This is a genomic window from Flavobacteriales bacterium (assembly GCA_020635855.1).
GTDB lineage: Bacteria > Bacteroidota > Bacteroidia > JACJYZ01 > JACJYZ01 > JACJYZ01.
Window position 1 is genome coordinate 915,727 of record JACJYZ010000002.1, and the last position, 20,612, is coordinate 936,338.

A 20,612-nucleotide genomic window follows, 5' to 3' on the forward strand; every position below is an offset into this window, starting at 1 on the left:
CGTATGCAATTTGAAACAAGCGAGAATCAGCGCATGATCGCTGATATGATCCGTACTTTCGCGGATAAACACATCCGTCCCGACCTGATGAAATGGGACGAATCACAGGAATTTCCGGTTGAGGTATTCAAGAAACTGGGCGAACTGGGCCTCATGGGCGTGCTGGTTCCAACCACCTATGGCGGTTCAGGATTGACTTATCAGGACTATGTGACCGTGATATCCGAAATAGCCCGTGTATGCGGGTCGATCGGGTTGTCAACGGCCGCGCATAATTCCCTGTGCACCGGTCATATCCTGCAATTCGGCAACGAGGAACAGAAGCAAAGATGGCTTCCGAAACTGGCAACTGCCGAGTGGATAGGGGCGTGGGGACTCACAGAAACCAACACGGGCTCGGATGCCGGCAACATGCTCACAACTGCGGTTGCTGACGGGAATGATTTTATTCTCAACGGAAGCAAGAATTTTATCACCCACGGAAAAAGCGGAAACGTAGCCGTGGTGATTGTTCGTACCGGTGAGAAAGGAGACCGCAATGGCACGACCGCTTTTGTAGTTGAAAAAGGAACTCCCGGTTTTTCCGCAGGCAAGAAAGAAGACAAGCTGGGCATGCGGGCATCTGAAACCACGGAGTTGATCTTTGATAACTGCAGGGTTTCGAAAGAGAACGTTTTAGGCGAAGTAGGGGACGGGTTCCGCCAGGCCATGAAGGTGCTGGATGGTGGACGGATCTCCATAGCTGCACTTTCATTGGGCATTGCCAAAGGTGCGCTCGATGCTGCTGTGAAGTATGCCAAGGAACGCCATCAGTTCGATCAGCCCATCGCCAACTTCCAGGGCATCTCATTCAAACTGGCCGACATGCGTACCGAGGTTGAAGCAGCCGAGTTGTTGACCATGCAGGCCGCAGCCAAAAAGGATGCGAAGGAAGTGGTAACCAAACTGGCAGCCATGGCAAAATACTATGCTTCCGAAGTGGCTGTACGCGTGTCAACAGAGGCGGTTCAGATCTTCGGAGGCTACGGATATACGAAGGAATTTCCGGTGGAGAAATTTTACCGCGATTCCAAGCTTTGCACCATCGGTGAAGGCACATCTGAGATCCAGAAACTGGTGATAGCTAGAGAAATCCTCAAAGAATAGCAGGTAAAGGACGAAGATGTTTTGATATTCAGGAATTACTATTTACCTTTGCCGACCTTAATCACGAACACGAACATGATCATTATTCCCGTAAAAGAAGGCGAAAGCATCGAGAAAGCACTGAAGAAGTTCAAAAAGAAATTTGAACGTACCGGTGTGGTTCGCGAGTTGCGCGATCGCCAGACTTTCACCAAACCTTCTGTTGATAGAAGACAGAAGAAACTGAAAGCCGTTTACAAGGAGCAGATGAAGGATCAGTTGCCTTCATAAGGACCCCGGGCTTTCATCTTCGATAACATTTTTTTATCTTTAACGTTAAAGAAGATGTACGCTTTTATTGGTACTTATGCTTGCCCGATTCCTTTCCTATCTGCAAATTGAAAAGAGGTACTCTCCCCGCACCCTCGTTTCGTATCATAAGGATCTCAATCAGTTTTCTTCTTTCCTCGACTCCACGTTCGGAGTTCTTGATCTGACCGATGTCAATCACATGATGGTCAGAAGTTGGCTGGCAAATCTTGCCGGGCAACAGATGACCGCCGCCACGATCAACCGGAAGATCAGCACCCTAAAAAGTTTTTACAAGTACATGCACCGGGAAGGCCTGGTCAAGGTCAATCCCATGCAGAAGGTCGTATCACCTAAAAAGCCCAAACGCATTCCGGAGTACCTTGAGACCGAACAGGTGGAAAAGATCTGGTCGGATACAGATTTTGGAGATGGTTTTGAGGGGGCACGGGATCGTCTGATCCTGGAAATATTTTACGGAACCGGCATGCGTTTGTCTGAGTTGCTGGGACTGAAAGACGGTGATGTGGATTACTTCAATGGTTCCTTAAAAGTGTTGGGTAAGCGGAATAAAGAAAGGATCATTCCGATCACAAAGGATTTGTCTGCGTTGATTAAGGATTATGTGACCATCCGGAATCAAACTTTTCCTGGTGACAAGTTACCGGCCTTGTTAGTGACTGCAAAAGGTGCGCCGCTATATTCCAAGTTTGTATATAATCTTGTAAATCGTGTGTTGTCTGAAGTTACCACGCGTCAGAAGAGAAGCCCGCACGTGCTGAGGCACACCTTTGCCACGCACCTTTTGAATGCAGGCGCTGATCTCAATGCCATCAAGGAATTACTGGGTCATGCCGGACTTGCGGCAACACAGGTTTATACCCACAATACAGTAGAGAAATTAAAGTCAGTTTATAAACAAGCCCATCCCAGGGCATAAAAAAGGAGGCTTATCATGAATCTGAAAATTCATTCCATCCACTTCGATGCAGATCAGAAACTGGTGTCCTTTGTTCAAGACCGTGTGAATAAGCTTGAGCAGTTTTACGACAATATCATTGGCGGCGAAGTATACTTGCGACTGGAAAAAGGCGTCAACGGTAACGATAACAAGGTTGCTGAAATAAGGCTGAACATTCCTGGCAAGGAATTGTTTGCTAAAAAACATGCAAAATCCTTTGAAGAGTCTACGGATGTTACGGTTGAGGCCCTCCGCAGGCAGATCAAAAGGCACAAGGAAAAGCTTCAGAAAGTCTAACCTCTAATTCAAAGAACCTGGAAACCCCGGCAAACCGCCGGGGTTTTTTTTGTGTCCTTATGTAAAATATTTCTGAAGAACATTTTGATCGAGAGCTTTCTTTTTATAGATTTGCAGTTCTTTTTCGGAAAGTATTTGTTGTTTGATAGTAAATTATTGATTTCCAGCATAATTGCCGATGTAGCTCAGCTGGCCAGAGCAGCTGATTTGTAATCAGCTGGTCGGGGGTTCGAATCCCTCCATCGGCTTACGTTCTTATAAATAAACCTGCAAATGGGGAGATACCGAAGCGGTCAAACGGGGCAGACTGTAAATCTGTTGGCTTTCGCCTTCGTAGGTTCGAATCCTGCTCTCCCCACGCGAGCTTTACAGGGAATATGCCTTGAAACCGAATTAAGGTTAGGCGGGAGTAGCTCAGTTGGTAGAGCATCAGCCTTCCAAGCTGAGGGTCGCGGGTTCGAATCCCGTCTCCCGCTCTCAAAAGCTCAGCAGCCGATGTAGCTCAGGGGTAGAGCACTTCCTTGGTAAGGAAGAGGTCATGGGTTCAAATCCCATCATTGGCTCAAAAGGAAGTCATTCTTTACCAGGATTCGCAGGTGTGCTGGTGAATAGATCTGCAAACGCAGACATTAAGGAAAAGGAAAAAATTGGGCAGCGGGCATCAGGCCCTGCGGCATAGTTGAATCTGGAATGTTAAATATTTAACCACACTTAAGTAACTGTCATGGCAAAAGAAAAATTCGAACGGACCAAACCGCACGTGAACATTGGTACCATCGGTCACGTTGACCACGGTAAAACCACGCTCACGGCTGCTATTACAACTGTGTTGGCCAACGCTGGCCTGGCAGAATTGCGGTCATTTGACTCAATCGACAACGCTCCCGAAGAAAAAGAGCGTGGTATTACCATCAATACATCACACGTTGAGTATCAAACTGAGAACCGTCACTACGCGCACGTTGACTGTCCCGGTCACGCTGACTATGTGAAGAACATGGTTACGGGTGCTGCACAGATGGACGGTGCTATCCTTGTGGTTGCTGCTACTGACGGTCCGATGCCCCAGACCCGTGAGCACATCCTGCTTGCACGTCAGGTAGGTGTACCCCGTATCGTTGTGTTCATGAACAAAGTGGATATGGTAGACGATCCTGAACTGCTGGATCTCGTTGAAATGGAAATCCGCGAACTTCTTTCTTTCTACGAGTTTGACGGTGACAACACACCGATCATCCGCGGTTCCGCACTGGGTGGCCTGAACGGCGATGCAAAATGGGTTGACAAGATCATGGAACTGATGAAGGCCGTGGATGACTACGTTCCCGTTCCAAAACGTGATGTGGAAAAGCCATTCCTCATGCCTGTGGAAGATGTATTCTCCATTACCGGTCGTGGTACTGTAGCAACTGGTAAAATTGAGACCGGTGTGATCAACGTGAGTGAGGAAGTTGAGATCGTGGGTATGCAGGAAGAAAAATTGAAATCAACCGTTACCGGTGTGGAAATGTTCCGCAAACTTCTGGATCGCGGTGAAGCCGGTGATAACGTGGGTCTGCTGCTGCGTGGTATTGATAAGAATGACATCCGTCGTGGCATGGTAATCGCCAAGCCAGGCTCAATCACCCCGCATACTGAATTCAAGGCTGAAGTATACGTTCTGAAAAAGGAAGAAGGCGGTCGCCACACTCCTTTCCATAACAAATACAGGCCTCAGTTCTATTTCCGCACCACAGACGTTACCGGTGAGATCATGCTCCCCGAAGGACGTGAAATGGTGATGCCCGGTGACAACGTTACCATCGATGTAAAGCTGATTGTGCCCGTTGCCATGGATAAAGGTCTGCGTTTCGCAATCCGCGAAGGTGGCAGAACCGTAGGTGCCGGTCAGGTAACTGAAATTGTAAAATAAATCCAAAGCGATGCAGCATGAGGGTGTACCTTTCCGGGTACACCTTCGGCTGTCTCTGCTAGGTTGAACATTTACGGGTGTAGCTCAATTGGTAGAGCAATGGTCTCCAAAACCATAGGTTGGGAGTTCGAGTCTCTCCACCCGTGTCAATAATAAAGCTGTGGGACTGAAAACATACTTTGAGGAAACGTATGACGAACTGGTCAACAAGGTTTCCTGGCCAACCTGGAGTGAACTGCAAAGCAGCGCGATCATTGTAATGGTTGCTTCGGTAATCATCGCAATCGCGGTGGTTCTGATGGATGTCACCCTGGGTATCAACTCGTCGGATAAAATGGCCTGGAAGGGTGTCCTCGGTCTTTTTTATAGTATGTTCAAGTGAATACAGCGATAACAACGCTCATGAGTGAGACCGAAAATAGCGGTAAAAAATGGTATGTCGTAAGGGCTGCCAGTGGCAAGGAAAAGAAAGTCAAGGATTATATTGAATCCGAAATTTCCCGCCTCGGCCTTCAGGACTTCATATCCCAGGTGCTCATCCCTATGGAGAAGGTGTACCAGATCCGCAAAGGAAAAAAGATCAGCAAGGAAAGAAACTTTTTTCCAGGGTACATCCTCATTGAGGCTAACCTCACGGGTGAAATCCCTCACGTGTTGAAAAATATTCCCGGTGTAATGGGCTTCCTTGGTAACAGGGGAGAGCCGGATCCGCTGAGGATGTCAGAAGTGAACCGAATTCTCGGTAAGGTGGATGAACTCACGGAAAGCGAAGAAGAAATCACTGTTCCGTTCATCGTAGGAGAAACGGTGAAGGTGATCGACGGACCTTTCAACAGTTTTAGTGGTGTGATCGAAGAGATCAATGACGAAAAGAAGAAACTGAAGGTAATGGTGAAGATCTTCGGCAGGAAAACCCCGCTGGAGTTGAGTTATATGCAGGTAGAGAAAGAATCTTAATCAATCATTTTTAGTCTACAAAAATGGCAAAGGAAATATCAGGCCTGATTAAACTTCAGGTAAAAGGCAACGCCGCCAATCCCGCTCCCCCCATCGGCCCTGCATTGGGTGCCAAAGGGGTGAATATCATGGATTTCTGCAAACAGTTCAATGCGCGTACGCAGGATCAGGCGGGAAAAGTCCTCCCGGTTATTATCACCGTGTACACGGACAAGTCCTTTGAATTCATCATCAAAACCCCTCCGGTGGCTGTTCAGTTGAAAGAGGTGGCGAAGCTGAAATCCGGTAGCCCCGAACCCAACAGGAAAAAGGTGGCAACGGTTAGCTGGGATCAGGTACGCAAGATCGCAGAAGATAAAATGCCTGACCTGAATGCATTCACTGTGGAATCAGCCATGAGAATGGTTGCGGGTACCGCAAGAAGCATGGGCATCAACGTAGCAGGCGGAAACGCACCTGCATAAACAATTTAGTGAAGCAAGCAGATGGCACGAATCAGCAAAAAAAGAAAAGAAGCCCTGGCCAAAATCAAGCCGGGTGAAGCCTATCAATTGAATGAGGCTGTAAAACTGATCAAAGAAGTCTCCAACGCAAACTTCGACGCTTCCGTTGATCTTGCGGTCAGGTTGGGCGTTGATCCACGCCAGGCCAACGAGATGGTACGTGGAACAGTTACCCTTCCTCACGGACTGGGTAAAGAAGTACGTGTGCTGGTTCTTTGCACAGCCGATAAAGAAGATGAAGCCAAGAAGGCGGGTGCAGACCATGTCGGACTGGACGACTATATCGAAAAAATCAAAAACGGGTGGACCGATATCGATGTGATCATCACCATGCCTAGCGTGATGGCGAAAATCGGTGCACTTGGAAGAATCCTGGGCCCCCGTGGCCTCATGCCCAACCCCAAAACCGGAACTGTTACGCCGGAAGTAGGGAAGGCAGTTACCGAAGTCAAAGCGGGGAAAATTGACTTCAAAGTGGATAAGCAGGGTATTATCCACGCTTCCGTTGGCAAAGCTTCCTTCGACAGTGATAAACTGTATGAAAACGCCAGGGAGTTAATTCAAACCATTGTGCGACTGAAACCATCGTCTGCAAAAGGGACCTACCTTAGAAGTATCTCCCTTTCATCTACGATGAGCCCAGGAATTGCCGTAGATACCAAAACGATCGCAGAAGCATAAGGTTGTACCTGCTTTAACACTCGAACTATGAACAAGCAAGAGAAAAATCAGGTAATTGATCGGTTGGCCGACAAGTTGAGCGGCAACCCTCACTTTTACCTGGCCGATACTTCAGCGCTGACCGTGGAGGTAACAAATAACCTCCGTCGGAAATGCTTTGAAAAGGGCGTGAGTCTTGAGGTGGTAAAAAACAAACTGTTGTTGAAGGCCATGGAGAAATCCGGAGATGGGTATGCCCAACTCTACGAAATCCTGGCCGGACCTACCTCTATTCTGTTTTCCGAAGTGGCCAATGAACCGGCCAAGATTATCAAGGAATTCAGGAAGACTTATGACAAACCGATCCTGAAAGGTGCGTTTGTAGAAGAATCCATCTACATCGGAGATGATCAGGTTGATGCTTTGGCTGCATTGAAGTCGAAGAACGAACTGATCGCAGAGGTAATCGCCCTGCTCCAGTCTCCGGCCAAGAATGTGGTTTCTGCATTGCAGTCAGGAAAAAATACCCTCGCTGGCCTGTTGAAGACCCTCGAGGAAAATCCGGTTACGCCCAAAGCTTCAGCCGCTCCGGCAGCTGAGCAACCGGCACAGGAAACACCACCCGCCGCAGAAGACAATGATGCAGCAGGGGAGGAAACCAAAAGTGAGTAAACGTTAAACAAGTAATTCATCTCTAAAATCAATAAAAATGGCAGATCTTAAGGTTTTTGCAGATCAGTTGGTAAACCTGACTGTAAAAGAGGTAAACGAACTTGCTCAGATCCTGAAGGACGAGTATGGTATTGAGCCCGCAGCAGCTGCTGTGGCCGTTGCCGGTGGAGTTGTAGGTGGTGCCGCTGACGCAGCCGAAGCTAAATCTACCTTCGACGTGATCCTAAAATCTGGTGGTGCCTCAAAACTGGCCGTTGTGAAGCTGGTGAAGGACCTGACCGGTCTGGGTCTGAAAGAGGCCAAAGACCTCGTTGATGGCGCCCCGAAACCCGTTAAGGAAGGTGTAAGCAAAGACGAAGCAGAGTCTTTGAAAAAACAGCTTGAAGAAGCAGGAGCCGAAGTTGAGCTCAAGTAATTTGCTTCATTCAACAAGCATTTGATGGTCAGGACCCTCTTCATGGAAGGGGGTCCTATGACCGTTTGATTACCCTGGGTTCTTAATCTTAACCTTAAACCTTAGCCTGTGGCAGCCTCTGTGTCTAAGAAGAAAGTCATCAATTTCTCTTCTACCAAAAATACCCTCGAATATCCCGATTTTCTAGAAATACAATTGAAATCATTTCAGGAGTTCTTCCAACTGGAAACAACCCCTGAAAATCGGCGTTCCGAAGGGTTGTACAAGGTGTTCTCCGAGAACTTCCCCATCTCCGATGCGAGGAACAACTTCGTGTTGGAATTCCTTGATTATTTTATCGATCCGCCGCGATACACCATTGAAGAATGTATCGAGCGCGGTCTGACCTACAGCGTGCCCCTCAAGGCCAAACTGAAGCTGTATTGTACCGATCCCGAACACGAGGATTTCGAAACCATCGTGCAGGACGTGTACCTGGGTATGATCCCCTACATGACACTCAAAGGATCCTTCGTGGTCAACGGTGCCGAAAGGGTGGTCGTTTCCCAGCTCCACCGTTCACCCGGCGTGTTTTTCGGCCAAAGCCGCCACGCCAACGGTACCAAACTGTACTCGGCCCGTGTGATCCCGTTCAAGGGCTCCTGGATCGAGTTCGCTACCGACGTGAACTCGGTGATGTATGCCTACATCGACCGTAAAAAGAAATTGCCCGTAACCACCCTGCTGCGTGCCATCGGTTACGAAAGTGATAAAGACATCCTTGAGATCTTCAACCTCGCCGATGAGGTGAAGGTGAGCAAAGCCTCCCTCAAGAATTGCGTTGGACGTAAGCTGGCTGCCCGCGTACTCCGCACGTGGTTGGAGGATTTCGTGGATGAAGATACCGGTGAAGTGGTGTCCATCGAACGGAATGAGATCATCCTCGACCGTGAAACCATCCTGGAAAAAGATCACCTCGATCTGATCCTGGATTCCGGCGCAAAAACCATCATCCTCCACAAGGAAGATGTGAACTCCGCCGACTACGCCATCATCTACAACACACTCCAGAAAGATACTTCCAACTCTGAGAAAGAAGCTGTTGAGCATATCTACCGCCAACTGCGTAACGCCGAGCCACCGGATGAAGAGACCGCGCGCGGTATCATCGAAAAGCTGTTCTTCTCAGAAACCCGTTACGACCTCGGAGAAGTAGGTCGCTACAGGTTGAACAAGAAACTCGGACTGGAAATCGATCAGGACCTTCGTGTGCTGAGCAAGCAAGACATCATTTCCATCATCAAGTACCTCATCGAGCTGATCAACAGCAAAGCCGATGTGGATGATATCGATCACCTCAGCAACCGCCGCGTTAGAACCGTAGGCGAGCAGCTGCACACCCAGTTCGGTGTGGGATTGGCCCGTATGGCCCGTACCATCCGCGAACGCATGAACGTGCGTGACAACGAGGTGTTCACTCCAACCGACCTGATCAATGCGAAGACCCTTTCTTCCGTGATTAATTCGTTCTTTGGTACCAACCAGCTGTCTCAGTTCATGGACCAGACCAACCCCCTGGCCGAAGTCACCCACAAACGTCGTTTGTCGGCACTCGGTCCCGGTGGTCTCTCCCGTGAACGCGCCGGCTTTGAGGTTCGTGACGTACACTACACCCACTACGGTCGCTTGTGTACCATCGAAACCCCTGAAGGTCCGAACATCGGTTTGATCTCCTCCCTGTGCGTATACGCCAAGATCAACAAACTGGGCTTCATCGAAACACCTTACCGCAACGTGGATAAGGGCAAAGTGAAACTCGAAAAGGATGTGATTTACCTGAGCGCCGAGGAAGAAGACCAGAAGGTGATTGCCCAGGCCAACGCCATCCTGAAAGACGACGGCACATTCACCAACAACCGCGTGAAAGCGCGCTTCGAAGGTGACTTCCCCGTGGTTGAACCCGATAAGATTGACCTCATGGACGTGGCCCCGAACCAGATCGCGTCCATCGCCGCATCCCTGATTCCCTTCCTCGAGCACGACGATGCCAACCGCGCGCTCATGGGATCGAACATGCAACGTCAGGCCGTTCCCCTTATGAAGCCACAGGCCCCCATTGTGGGTACCGGCCTCGAACCGCTGGTGGCACGCGACTCTCGCGTACTTATCAACTCGGAAGGCGACGGTGTGATTGAATACGTGGATGCCCAAAAGATCACCATCCGCTACATTCGCAATGAAGAGGAAATGCTGGTGAGTTTTGACGATGATGTTAAAACGTATACCCTTACCAAATTCCAGAAAACGAACCAGAGTACCTGCATGAACCTGCGCCCGATCGTTTCGGTAGGTGAGAAGGTGAAAAGAGGCCAGGTGCTCTGCGAAGGCTACGCCACCGAAGACGGTGAACTCGCCCTCGGCCGTAACCTGATGGTGGCCTTCATGCCCTGGAAGGGTTATAACTTCGAGGATGCCATCGTGATCTCCGAAAGGGTGGTTCGCGAAGATATCTTCACTTCCATCCACATTGATGAGTACGTGCTCGAAGTGCGTGACACCAAGCGCGGACTGGAAGAACTGACCGCAGATATCCCCAACGTGAGCGAAGAGGCTACCAAAGACCTCGACGAGAACGGACTCATCCGCGTGGGTGCCGAAGTACGTGAAGGCGATATCCTCATCGGTAAAATCACCCCGAAAGGTGAAACCGATCCTTCTCCGGAAGAAAAACTGCTGCGCGCCATCTTCGGCGACAAGGCAGGTGACGTGAAGGATGCTTCGCTGAAGGCGCCTCCGTCAGTGGAAGGTGTGGTGATCGATAAGAAGCTGTTCTCACGCGCCCTGAAAGACCGTAAAGCACGCAATGCCGACAAGGCCCTCATCGAAAAGCTGGACGCCGAATACAACAAGGAAGCCCTCGAACTGAAAACCAAACTGGTGGACAAACTCATCGTGCTGGTGAGCGGAAAGGTTTCCAACGGTGTACAAACCATCTTCAAGGAAAATGTGATCCCCAAAGGAACCAAGTTCTCCCAGAAGGTACTGATGAAGGTGGATTACGGTCAGGTGGATCCCAACAACTGGACACAGGACAAACACAAGAACGACCTCATCAAGTCGCTGCTGCACAACTTCAGCATCAAGGCCAATGACCTGATGGGTATCTATAAACGCAAGAAGTTCCAGGTGACCGTGGGTGATGAACTGCCCACAGGTATCGTTCAGCTGGCCAAGGTTTACATCGCCAAGAAGCGCAAGCTGAAGGTGGGTGATAAGATGGCCGGTCGCCATGGTAACAAGGGTATTGTGGCCAAGATCGTTCGCGACGAAGACATGCCGTTCCTCGAAGACGGTACGCCCGTGGACATCGTCCTCAACCCGCTTGGTGTACCTTCCCGTATGAACCTCGGTCAGATTTATGAGACCGTACTGGGATGGGCCGGACTCAAAACAGGCCAACGCTTCTACACGCCGATCTTTGACGGTGCTCACATCGACGAGATCCAGGCGCATACCAAGGAAGCAGGTATCCCTGCATTCGGTAAAACCTATCTCTACGACGGAGGTACAGGTGAACGTTTCCAGCAGCCTACAACCGTGGGTGTGATTTACATGCTGAAACTCGGTCACATGGTGGATGACAAGATGCACGCACGTTCCATCGGTCCTTACTCCCTCATTACGCAACAGCCGCTCGGTGGTAAAGCCCAGTTCGGTGGTCAGCGTTTCGGGGAAATGGAAGTATGGGCGCTCGAGGCGTTCGGCGCATCCAACATCCTGCAGGAGATCCTGACCGTGAAGTCGGATGATGTAGTCGGACGTGCCAAGGCTTACGAAGCCATCGTGAAAGGTGATGCCATGCCGCGTCCCGGTATCCCCGAATCCTTCAACGTGTTGTTGCACGAACTGAGGGGACTCGGACTGGACGTAGCGCTGGAGCCCTGATCGATGCGATCACAACCGACGAATTGTAACTGAAGCAGATAACTTAATCATCATATCCAACATGGCTTTTAGAAAAGACAATAAGTCAAGAAGCGAATTCTCAAAGATCGTGATCAGCCTTGCCTCACCCGAGAGCATCCTGGAACGTTCAAGTGGAGAGGTGTTGAAGCCGGAAACCATTAATTACAGAACCTATAAACCCGAACGCGACGGCCTTTTCTGTGAAAGGATCTTCGGTCCGGTGAAGGACTGGGAATGTCATTGCGGTAAGTACAAACGTATCCGCTACAAAGGCATCGTTTGTGACCGATGCGGTGTTGAAGTAACCGAGAAGAAGGTGCGCCGCGAACGCATGGGCCATATCCAACTGGTGGTGCCCGTTGCACACATCTGGTATTTCCGCTCGCTGCCCAACAAGATCGGATACCTGCTCGGTCTGCCCACCAAAAAGCTGGACAGCATCATCTACTACGAACGCTACGTGGTGATCCAGCCCGGTGTGAAAGAAGCTGACGGTATCGGTTACCTCGACTTCCTCACGGAAGAAGAATACCTGAACATCCTGGAAGAACTCCCGAAGGAAAACCAATACCTGGATGACACCGATCCGCAGAAGTTCATCGCCAAAATGGGCGCCGATGCCCTGTATGAACTGCTGGGCCGCCTGAAACTCGACGAACTGTCATACAGCCTTCGTCATCAGGCCAACACCGAAACTTCCCAGCAAAGGAAGAACGAGGCCCTGAAACGCCTGCAGGTGGTGGAAGCTTTCCGTCAATCCCAGGATATCAAAGAAAACCGTCCTGAATGGATGATCATCAAAGTGGTGCCGGTTATTCCGCCGGAACTGCGCCCACTCGTTCCCCTGGACGGTGGACGTTTCGCCACATCTGACCTGAACGACCTCTACCGTCGCGTAATTATCCGCAACAACCGCCTGAAACGACTCATCGAGATCAAGGCGCCTGAAGTGATCCTGCGCAACGAGAAGCGTATGCTGCAAGAAGCCGTGGATTCACTCTTTGACAACAGCCGCAAGGCCAGCGCCGTGAAGACCGAGTCGAACCGCGCACTGAAATCGCTCAGCGATAGCCTCAAGGGTAAGCAAGGCCGCTTCCGTCAGAACCTGCTCGGTAAACGTGTTGACTACTCAGCACGTTCGGTCATCGTCGTAGGTCCTGAAATGAAACTGCACGAATGCGGTCTGCCTAAGAACATGGCGGCTGAACTCTTCAAACCCTTTATCATCCGCAAGCTGATCGAAAGGGGTATCGTGAAGACCGTGAAGTCGGCCAAGAAGATCGTAGACCGTAAGGATCCCGTGATCTGGGACATTCTCGAAAACGTACTCAAAGGACACCCCGTGCTGCTGAACCGCGCTCCGACGCTGCACAGGTTGGGTATCCAGGCTTTCCAGCCGAAGCTGATCGAAGGCAAGGCCATTCAGCTGCACCCGCTCGTATGTTCGGCATTCAACGCCGACTTCGACGGTGACCAGATGGCCGTGCACGTGCCCCTGGGCAATGCCGCCATTCTCGAAGCACAGCTGCTGATGCTGGCTTCCCATAACATCCTTAACCCCGCCAACGGAGCGCCCATCACGGTACCGTCGCAGGACATGGTACTCGGTCTGTACTACATGACCAAGAGCCGTGTGACCGACGATACCCGTGTGATGAAAGGTGAAGGCATGACGTTCTACTCGTCCGAAGATGTGATCATCGCATACAACGAAGGAGTGACCGACCTGCACACCAATATCAAGGTGCGCACCGAGGTGAAGGAAGAAGGTGAACTCAAGATCAAGGTGGTGGAAACCACCGTGGGTCGTGTGATATTCAACCAGGTGGTACCCAAAGGTATCGGCTATATCGATGAACTGCTGACCAAGAAATCACTGCAGCGCATCATCTCCCGCATCATGAAGGAGACCAGCCTTGCCGATACCGCACGCTTCCTGGATGACATCAAGTCGCTCGGGTTCATCGAGGCCTTCAAAGGCGGATTGTCATTCAACCTGCTCGATGTAATCGTTCCCGAAGACAAGGAAAAGATGATCGAAGATGCGCACGGTCAGGTAGACGAGGTGATGAACAACTACAACATGGGTTTCATCACCAACAACGAACGCTACAACCAGATCATCGATATCTGGACACATACCAACTCACGCATCACCCAGAAGCTGTTGAACACCCTGTCTACCGACAACCAGGGCTTCAACCCGATCTACATGATGCTGGATTCCGGTGCCCGTGGATCGAAAGAACAGATCCGTCAGCTGTCCGGTATGCGTGGTCTGATGGCCAAACCCCAGAAGTCAGGTTCATCCGGCGGGGAAATCATCGAAAACCCCATCATCTCCAACTTTAAGGAAGGCCTGTCGATCCTGGAGTACTTCATCTCCACGCACGGTGCCCGTAAAGGTCTCGCGGATACGGCCCTCAAAACGGCCGACGCCGGTTACCTGACCCGTCGTCTCGTGGACGTCGCACAGGACGTGGTGATCACAGAGCCCGATTGCGGTACACTGCGCGGACTGGTGGCCACTGCCCTGAAGAACAATGAAGAGGTGGTGGAAAGCCTGTTCGACCGTATCCTGGGTCGTACATCGCTTCATGATATCTACGATCCGCTCTCAGGCGAACTGATCATCAATTCCGGTGATGAGATCAACGAAGAGGTATCTACCCGCATTGAAGAGTCGCCCATCGAACAGGTGGAGATCCGCTCGGTGCTGACCTGCGAATCCAAAGTGGGTGTTTGTGCGAAGTGTTACGGACGTAACCTCGCCACCAGCCGCATGGTACAGAACGGAGAGGCCGTGGGTGTGATCGCCGCACAGTCAATCGGTGAGCCGGGTACACAGCTTACCCTGCGTACCTTCCACGTGGGTGGTACCGCGAGTAAGATCGCTTCCGAATCACAACTGGTGGCCAAGTACGACGGTATCGTTGAGATCGACGAACTGCGTGTGGTGGCACGTGCCAATGACCCCAAAACACAGGTGGTGATTGGTCGTTCCGCTGAGTTCCGCATCATCGACCCGAACACCCGCATTGTGCTTACCACAAGCAACATCCCATACGGTTCCAATCTGTATGTGAAACCGGGCGCGACCGTTGCCAAAGGCGACATGATCTGCGACTGGGATCCGTACAACGCCGTGATCATTTCTGAGTTCGACGGTGTGCTTGAGTTCGATAACATCGAAGAAGGCATCACCTTCAAGGAAGAATCGGATGAACAAACCGGTTACAAAGAGAAGGTGATCATCGAGAGCAAAGACAAAACCAAGAACCCGATGATCAAGATCCTGCCCGGCAAGAAGGGTGCGGATCCGCTGAAAACATACAACATTCCTGTGGGCGCCCACATCATGGTGAACGCCAACGACAAGGTGAAATCAGGCGAAGTACTCGTGAAGATCCCGCGTGCCACCCGCAAGTCGGGTGACATCACCGGAGGTCTGCCGCGTGTAACGGAGCTGTTTGAAGCACGTAACCCGTCCAACCCCGCGGTTGTTTCCGAGATCGACGGTATCGTATCATTCGGTAAGATCAAACGCGGTAACCGCGAGATCATCATCGAGTCGAAGACCGGCGAAGTGAAGAAGTACCTGGTGCCGCTGTCCAAGCACATCCTGATCCAGGAGAACGACTTCGTGAAAGCGGGCGAGCCGCTTTCTGACGGCGCCATCACCCCGTCGGACATCCTGTCCATCAAAGGACCGACAAAGGTGCAGGAATACCTGGTGAATGAGGTGCAGGAAGTGTACCGTCTCCAGGGTGTGAAAATCAATGACAAACACTTCGAGGTGATCGTGCGTCAGATGATGCGCAAAGTGGAAATCATCGATCCGGGTGACACCCGCTTCCTCGAAAGACAGCTGACCAACAAAACCGAGTTCACGGAAGAGAACGACTGGATCTTCGGTAAGAAGATCGTTGTGGATGCCGGTGACTCGGATTCACTGCGTGCCGGTCAGATCATCAATGCCCGCAAGTTGCGTGATGAAAACTCCATGCTGAAGCGCAAAGACAAGAAGCTGGTGGAAGCCCGCGATGCGGTGCCCGCTACTTCCAGCTCCATCCTGCAAGGTATCACACGTGCGTCTCTGCAAACCGACAGCTGGATCTCGGCCGCGTCCTTCCAGGAAACGACCAAGGTACTCAACGAGGCTGCCGTGGCTGCGAAGATCGACTTCCTCGCCGGTCTGAAGGAGAACGTGATCGTAGGTCACAAGATCCCTGCCGGTACAGGTCTGCGCGAATACGACAAGATCATCGTAGGCTCGCAGGAAGAGTACGATACGCTGGTGGGCGACAAAGAAGGCAAGAACAAGAACATCGAAGTGGCTGAAGAAACCAAGTAACCATGGCTGACAACGGCAAACACGATCCGAACGAGAACCAGCTCAATATCGAGCTGTCGGAAGAGGTGGCGGAAGGAACTTATTCCAACCTGGCCATCATCACCCATTCCAACTCGGAGTTCGTGCTCGACTTCATCAAGGTGATGCCCGGCGTACCCAAAGCGCGCGTCAAGTCCCGCATCCTGTTGACCCCTCAACATGCCAAGCGTTTGCTGCGTGCCATGAAGGACAACATCGAGAAGTTCGAGTCGGTTCATGGTGAGATCAAAGACACCGAATCCGTTCAGGGTGTGCCCATGAACTTCGGCGGTCCCACGGCCCAGGCCTGATGGTTCTTGAATGTATAGAAAAAAGCCCTCACGTATTTGCGTGGGGGCTTTTTTCTATAGTCGCAAGTCTCAAGTGGCGAGTCTCACGCCTCTGCCAAGCTTACGGGCGGGCAAGCAAGTTGGGGCAACGTAGGCATATCGCATAACCGTTACGGCGACGTTGATTGTATTCAACGATAGGTAGTCTAACGTCTATTGTCTAACATCTAATATCTCATACATGCATATGGCAAAGGTTGTGCCTTCGTCGGGCGCTCCATCAGAGCGCAACATGGGTGGAAACATCATGATTCCATAAAGAAACAAAGCGTGCCGTAGGTACGCAACAAGAACATGAAGGACACAGCAGCCGTGATTCCTGGTTGCTTGACGGACGATCGCGTTCGGCGAAGGTTGTACCTTCGTCGGACTATTTCGTAGCTTGTAGCTACAGCAAGGTTGGGGTTGTTAATTACTACAAGTCAGAGCTGCCATAGGTTGATCTTGGATGGGTGAAGTTGTATTTTGTATCTCGGGGCGCACCAATCCCCGCCCCGCTTCAAGTTAGGTAGAAATTCAACACGGAATGAACCGAATAAGCGTGGTTTCTTTCTTATGAAATAAAATGCAGTGATTTGGTTCGGATGTGTGTGGATTGCAAACGAATCAACAGGATCAAATCGGCGTGATACACATCCCGTGGCCCATGACACGGAATCGCACCGCGCCCGCCGCCGCCCGGAACTACGGGTGCTGAATGACTAAGTGGCCCTTTCTGCTGAGGTTGGCACGGACTGCAAGTCTGCGCCAGCATAACCTGAAACTTGCTACGTTGATTGTATTCAACGATGAATAGTCCAAAGTCTCACATCTACTTTCTCACATCCGCCAGCTTATGCATCACCATCCTTCGTGTGATCACCCGGTCGCCCAGGATGATGGACGCGGTGTAATAACCTGCCGGTAATGCAGAGAGGTCAATCGGCTGCCGGGTGACGAATGCCTGATCGTATACCTGCCGCCCGGTGACATCATACACACGTAGCCGGCCGGTTTCGGGTAGTCCGGATCCGTTGGAAATAACGATCCGGCCATCGGAGGGTACAGGGTACAGTTGTACATCTTCCCCCTCCGGGAGATCACTTTTTACCGTAGATGTGACGGTCACGAGTTCCAGCCAGGTTTTATGCAGCTTGAATTCGAGGTTGTTCAGGTCTGAAGTTTTCAGGTCTACAACAGGTGGGTTGTCATTGGGTATGCGCCAGCGATCGGCCCAGATGACGTAGGTGTCTGTTACCAGGTTGCCAAAACTGAAATGCCCATTGGCATCGGTGATCTGGTACCCGATCTTTTTGTTGTTTTTGTCTTTCAGGATCAGCGCCAGGCCGGCAACCGGTGTAGGCGTGGTTGCATGCTTGTTTGTACCCTCGGTCACATAGCCGCCGATCCTTTTCGATCCTCCAGGGTTTTTGCCGTGAATGGTGTAATAGGAGATGTTGCGTGGGGTACAGCCTGTGGTGAAGATGTCGGATGAATTTCCGATAACCAGGGTTGTGTCGTCATAGTAGGTGGGCATTTCCAGCGGGTAACGCGCAGAATCCGGAAAGGCCCTGAACCATACTTGCGTAAAGGGCGGCAGCGGAATCCTGTATTTACCCAGGCTGTCGGTAACCGTAGAGTCGAGCTTATATACGTTGGTGTCGGAGTCCATGATGAACAGATCTATGTTCGAATACATCAGCGGTTTCCCGTCACTGGTCCATATCGTTCCATAGATGTAGGATGGAATCTGATCCACCAAAATGGAATCGCTGGTGGCGCATCCGTTGGAATCCGTCGCATTTACAATGTAGAGATTCTTGTCATGCACGGTGTAAATGGCTTGCGTGGTGGCGCCGGTAGACCAAAGGTAGCTGGTGTAACCGGGGCCTGCATCCAGCAGGATGCTGTCTGCAAGGCAGATGGTGGTGTCGGGTCCCAGTTCGGGTCCGGACGATTTCATGACCATCGTGTCTCTGTACGCGCATCCGACGGCATTGGTGACCATCACCGAGTAAGAGCCCAACGCCTGGATGGTTTCGGTTTGGGTGGTGCTACCGGTGGACCACGTGTAAGAGGTATACCCCGGACCGGCATCCAGGATCACCGGGTTGATGTTGTCCGGACAGACCTTTATGTCATCGCCCAGATCGAGTGTGTCCGGGTAGCCTCCGACCATTACTGAGTCGATGAGCATACATGAGCCCCCCAAATCGGTGACGGTGACCGTATTGATGCCGGCCTCCGCCTGGGCATGTTTGGTTGTGGCTCCGTTGGACCATTGGTAGTGGAAAGGACCGAATCCGCCCGTTACATTCGCATTCACCGATCCTCGGAAAGTGCCGCAGCTGTCGGGAGTGGAGGTTAACTGGAGAGTTGGACAGCGGTCCACACATCCGCTGCCATTGGTGTTCAGGCGGATCATGGGCTGTTCATTGATAAAGTACCAACTGCTGTTGTTATAGACAAATACGGTTGAATCTGCCGCCTTTGCTTCATCTTTTCCAAAGTAGACATTGTATCCCTTGTCCACCCCTTTTATCTGGATGGATGCCAGGTAGGAAGTGTCTTTCATCAGCCTGGCAGCCGACATGAAGGGCAAGGTCAGCCATTTGTTCAGTTCAAGGCTGGTCAGGTCATGCACCGCAGATGATGCGATTGGGACGGGTGCTACGTGGGCGGGAGAACCGGTGAATGGGTAGAGGTGCATGATCAGCGTGATCCCGGAAGGGCTTGATGACCCTGAAATGAAAACCGAGATGGAAGTGGCGGTGTCAGCAACGACAGGCGTAAACACCGAGGCGATTTGGGCGTTGTCATGCGTGCAACAGGTGAAGTCTTTGGGCGCTACTTTCCCGTAAGGTACGCCATGGTCCTTTGCGTATACCGAATCCGTCAGGGTATAGTTCAGGGTATCGGCGTTGTTCTCGGGTACCTCATCGGTTTCGTTCTGTGAAACAGCGAAAAGGATTTTATAATCACCCATTTCTATGCAGTTGCCCGTTGTGCTGATGGGATAAGCTACGGCAAGCGGAAGGGTGTCATAGGTCAGGTATGGGATGGTCACAGGCGACGTGCTCTCATTGTATACAACGCTTCCCGAATCCTTCTTCACCTGAACGTTCAGGATGGCGCCCGTTTGCGTCTTGTTGCCGTAGTTGTATACGTGGCCGCTGAAATTCATGGCGTATCCTGCAGCCTGTTGCATGGGGATATGGGTGTAGATGTTGTCGCTGCCGTTGATGTTGAACTTGCCTTCCAGCAGTCTCAGGTCGTCATGGGGCGCTTCGGTGATGGCAATGTCATCCATGCACCAGTAGTAATGTGCCGCTCCGTATTGATGGAACCGGAAGAATACTTTGGGCTGATTGGCCGCCACCGCTGTAATGTTGATGCTTTTGTAAACGGGGATGGAAGATGCGACATTGGCACCAATGCCATCGGTTACGTCAAACTCCGTCCAGTTGATGCTGTCGTTGGAAACAAACACGCTCAGGTGCGAGTAGATGCTGCTGCAGCAATAGCGGAAGGCTTGCTGGAAGTTCAATTGCAGCGAGGTGTACCCGGAAAGGTCAATGGCCGGCGTTTGGATGAATGCATCCATAAAGGTGCCTGAAATCGTGTTGGTGCAACTTGCGTCGGAATTGTATTTGTCGCCGAACAGCAACATGAAACCATTGTCGGATGTGCTGCTTTGAAAGGTGATGTTGGTATACGTGCAGTGAACAACCGGGTCAGTGGTATATTTCCATTTGAAATCGTTTGCGGTGAGGTCAACGGATTTCCACCCGGCGGGCAATCCGCCGGCAAAATCTTCGGACCATATCGTGTCCCCGGTTGCATCGGGCGAAGCAATCGGTTCGTTGCCATTCCGAACCGGTTGGGCTTCCGGAGTGAAAGAGGGGTACGTCCGTCCGGACGTAATGGGTGAGTTGTTCTGGGCGAACAATGCAGAACAGGCGAGAAGGGTCAGGAACAGAGCGAAGGTTGTTTTGTTCATCACAGGGATATTTTAAAAAGGGTGCGGATGTGAAAATCGCCGGAAGCTTTTCCAGGCACACACCGCATCCTTGTAAATGTAAGCGTGAAATGTCAGGTGTTCGCACACAACTTAGTATCCGGTAGGGATGAATATGTATTCGGTCGGTTGGCTTG

The 20,612-nt window shown here is 51.2% G+C and carries 15 protein-coding genes and 5 tRNA genes; 19 read left to right on the forward strand and 1 reads right to left on the reverse strand.

The window, feature by feature from the left end; all coding sequences use genetic code 11:
• Nucleotides 1-3 precede the first annotated feature (3 nt).
• From H6585_03785 to H6585_03875, 19 genes are all read left to right on the forward strand, one after another.
• The gene (locus tag H6585_03785) at nt 4-1,146 is read left to right on the forward strand and encodes an acyl-CoA dehydrogenase family protein (GenBank protein ID MCB9447450.1); all 1,143 of its coding nucleotides are present in this window, start codon (nt 4-6) and stop codon (nt 1,144-1,146) included.
• Between the two features lie 75 nt (nt 1,147-1,221).
• Nucleotides 1,222-1,416, forward strand: coding sequence for a 30S ribosomal protein S21 (locus H6585_03790; protein ID MCB9447451.1), 195 nt, complete (start codon nt 1,222-1,224; stop codon nt 1,414-1,416).
• A gap of 76 nt (nt 1,417-1,492) precedes the next feature.
• Nucleotides 1,493-2,374: a tyrosine-type recombinase/integrase gene (locus H6585_03795; protein MCB9447452.1), complete on the forward strand. Its 882-nt coding sequence runs from the start codon at nt 1,493-1,495 to the stop codon at nt 2,372-2,374.
• Nucleotides 2,375-2,389: 15 nt separating this feature from the next.
• The gene (gene raiA / locus H6585_03800) at nt 2,390-2,692 is read left to right on the forward strand and encodes a ribosome-associated translation inhibitor RaiA (GenBank protein MCB9447453.1); all 303 of its coding nucleotides are present in this window, start codon (nt 2,390-2,392) and stop codon (nt 2,690-2,692) included.
• A gap of 174 nt (nt 2,693-2,866) precedes the next feature.
• Nucleotides 2,867-2,940: transfer RNA gene (locus tag H6585_03805), tRNA-Thr, on the forward strand.
• 27 nt (nt 2,941-2,967) lie between these two features.
• A tRNA-Tyr gene (locus H6585_03810) sits at nt 2,968-3,050 on the forward strand.
• A gap of 45 nt (nt 3,051-3,095) precedes the next feature.
• Nucleotides 3,096-3,168, forward strand: a tRNA-Gly gene (locus tag H6585_03815).
• A gap of 15 nt (nt 3,169-3,183) precedes the next feature.
• Nucleotides 3,184-3,255, forward strand: a tRNA-Thr gene (locus tag H6585_03820).
• Nucleotides 3,256-3,416: 161 nt separating this feature from the next.
• Nucleotides 3,417-4,604, forward strand: coding sequence for an elongation factor Tu (tuf, locus tag H6585_03825; GenBank protein ID MCB9447454.1), 1,188 nt, complete (start codon nt 3,417-3,419; stop codon nt 4,602-4,604).
• Between the two features lie 73 nt (nt 4,605-4,677).
• Nucleotides 4,678-4,750: transfer RNA gene (locus H6585_03830), tRNA-Trp, on the forward strand.
• 14 nt (nt 4,751-4,764) lie between these two features.
• Entirely contained in the window at nt 4,765-4,986 is a 222-nt protein-coding gene (secE, locus tag H6585_03835) for a preprotein translocase subunit SecE (GenBank protein ID MCB9447455.1), read from the forward strand.
• Nucleotides 4,987-5,006: 20 nt separating this feature from the next.
• On the forward strand, nt 5,007-5,561 hold the full coding sequence (gene nusG, locus H6585_03840; protein MCB9447456.1) for a transcription termination/antitermination factor NusG: 555 nt from the start codon (nt 5,007-5,009) through the stop codon (nt 5,559-5,561).
• 23 nt (nt 5,562-5,584) lie between these two features.
• Complete coding sequence (gene rplK, locus H6585_03845) at nt 5,585-6,025, forward strand: 50S ribosomal protein L11 (protein ID MCB9447457.1); 441 nt, start codon at nt 5,585-5,587, stop codon at nt 6,023-6,025.
• Between the two features lie 21 nt (nt 6,026-6,046).
• Complete coding sequence (locus H6585_03850) at nt 6,047-6,745, forward strand: 50S ribosomal protein L1 (GenBank protein MCB9447458.1); 699 nt, start codon at nt 6,047-6,049, stop codon at nt 6,743-6,745.
• 27 nt (nt 6,746-6,772) lie between these two features.
• Nucleotides 6,773-7,396 carry a 50S ribosomal protein L10 gene (locus tag H6585_03855; GenBank protein MCB9447459.1) on the forward strand — a complete coding sequence of 208 codons (624 nt, stop codon included), beginning with the start codon at nt 6,773-6,775 and terminating at the stop codon, nt 7,394-7,396.
• A gap of 37 nt (nt 7,397-7,433) precedes the next feature.
• Nucleotides 7,434-7,811, forward strand: a complete 378-nt coding sequence (rplL, locus tag H6585_03860) for a 50S ribosomal protein L7/L12 (GenBank protein MCB9447460.1) — start codon at nt 7,434-7,436, stop codon at nt 7,809-7,811.
• 108 nt (nt 7,812-7,919) lie between these two features.
• Nucleotides 7,920-11,735: a DNA-directed RNA polymerase subunit beta gene (gene rpoB, locus H6585_03865; GenBank protein ID MCB9447461.1), complete on the forward strand. Its 3,816-nt coding sequence runs from the start codon at nt 7,920-7,922 to the stop codon at nt 11,733-11,735.
• A gap of 61 nt (nt 11,736-11,796) precedes the next feature.
• Nucleotides 11,797-16,110, forward strand: coding sequence for a DNA-directed RNA polymerase subunit beta' (gene rpoC, locus H6585_03870; protein MCB9447462.1), 4,314 nt, complete (start codon nt 11,797-11,799; stop codon nt 16,108-16,110).
• Nucleotides 16,111-16,112: 2 nt separating this feature from the next.
• On the forward strand, nt 16,113-16,439 hold the full coding sequence (locus H6585_03875) for a DUF3467 domain-containing protein (GenBank protein ID MCB9447463.1): 327 nt from the start codon (nt 16,113-16,115) through the stop codon (nt 16,437-16,439).
• 850 nt (nt 16,440-17,289) lie between these two features.
• Here H6585_03875 and H6585_03880 read toward each other — a convergent pair.
• Nucleotides 17,290-20,457, reverse strand: coding sequence for a T9SS type A sorting domain-containing protein (locus H6585_03880; GenBank protein ID MCB9447464.1), 3,168 nt, complete (start codon nt 20,455-20,457; stop codon nt 17,290-17,292).
• Nucleotides 20,458-20,612 lie beyond the last annotated feature (155 nt).

Coding starts and splice junctions, on each gene's coding strand:
- tuf (MCB9447454.1), top strand. CDS start 3,417: ATGGCAAAAGAAAAATTCGAACGGACCAAACCGCACGTGAACATTGGT.
- H6585_03855 (MCB9447459.1), top strand. CDS start 6,773: ATGAACAAGCAAGAGAAAAATCAGGTAATTGATCGGTTGGCCGACAAG.
- nusG (MCB9447456.1), top strand. CDS start 5,007: ATGAGTGAGACCGAAAATAGCGGTAAAAAATGGTATGTCGTAAGGGCT.
- rpoC (MCB9447462.1), top strand. CDS start 11,797: ATGGCTTTTAGAAAAGACAATAAGTCAAGAAGCGAATTCTCAAAGATC.
- H6585_03790 (MCB9447451.1), top strand. CDS start 1,222: ATGATCATTATTCCCGTAAAAGAAGGCGAAAGCATCGAGAAAGCACTG.
- H6585_03795 (MCB9447452.1), top strand. CDS start 1,493: ATGCTTGCCCGATTCCTTTCCTATCTGCAAATTGAAAAGAGGTACTCT.
- rplK (MCB9447457.1), top strand. CDS start 5,585: ATGGCAAAGGAAATATCAGGCCTGATTAAACTTCAGGTAAAAGGCAAC.
- H6585_03875 (MCB9447463.1), top strand. CDS start 16,113: ATGGCTGACAACGGCAAACACGATCCGAACGAGAACCAGCTCAATATC.
- H6585_03850 (MCB9447458.1), top strand. CDS start 6,047: ATGGCACGAATCAGCAAAAAAAGAAAAGAAGCCCTGGCCAAAATCAAG.
- H6585_03880 (MCB9447464.1), bottom strand. CDS start 20,457: ATGAACAAAACAACCTTCGCTCTGTTCCTGACCCTTCTCGCCTGTTCT.
- raiA (MCB9447453.1), top strand. CDS start 2,390: ATGAATCTGAAAATTCATTCCATCCACTTCGATGCAGATCAGAAACTG.
- H6585_03785 (MCB9447450.1), top strand. CDS start 4: ATGCAATTTGAAACAAGCGAGAATCAGCGCATGATCGCTGATATGATC.
- rplL (MCB9447460.1), top strand. CDS start 7,434: ATGGCAGATCTTAAGGTTTTTGCAGATCAGTTGGTAAACCTGACTGTA.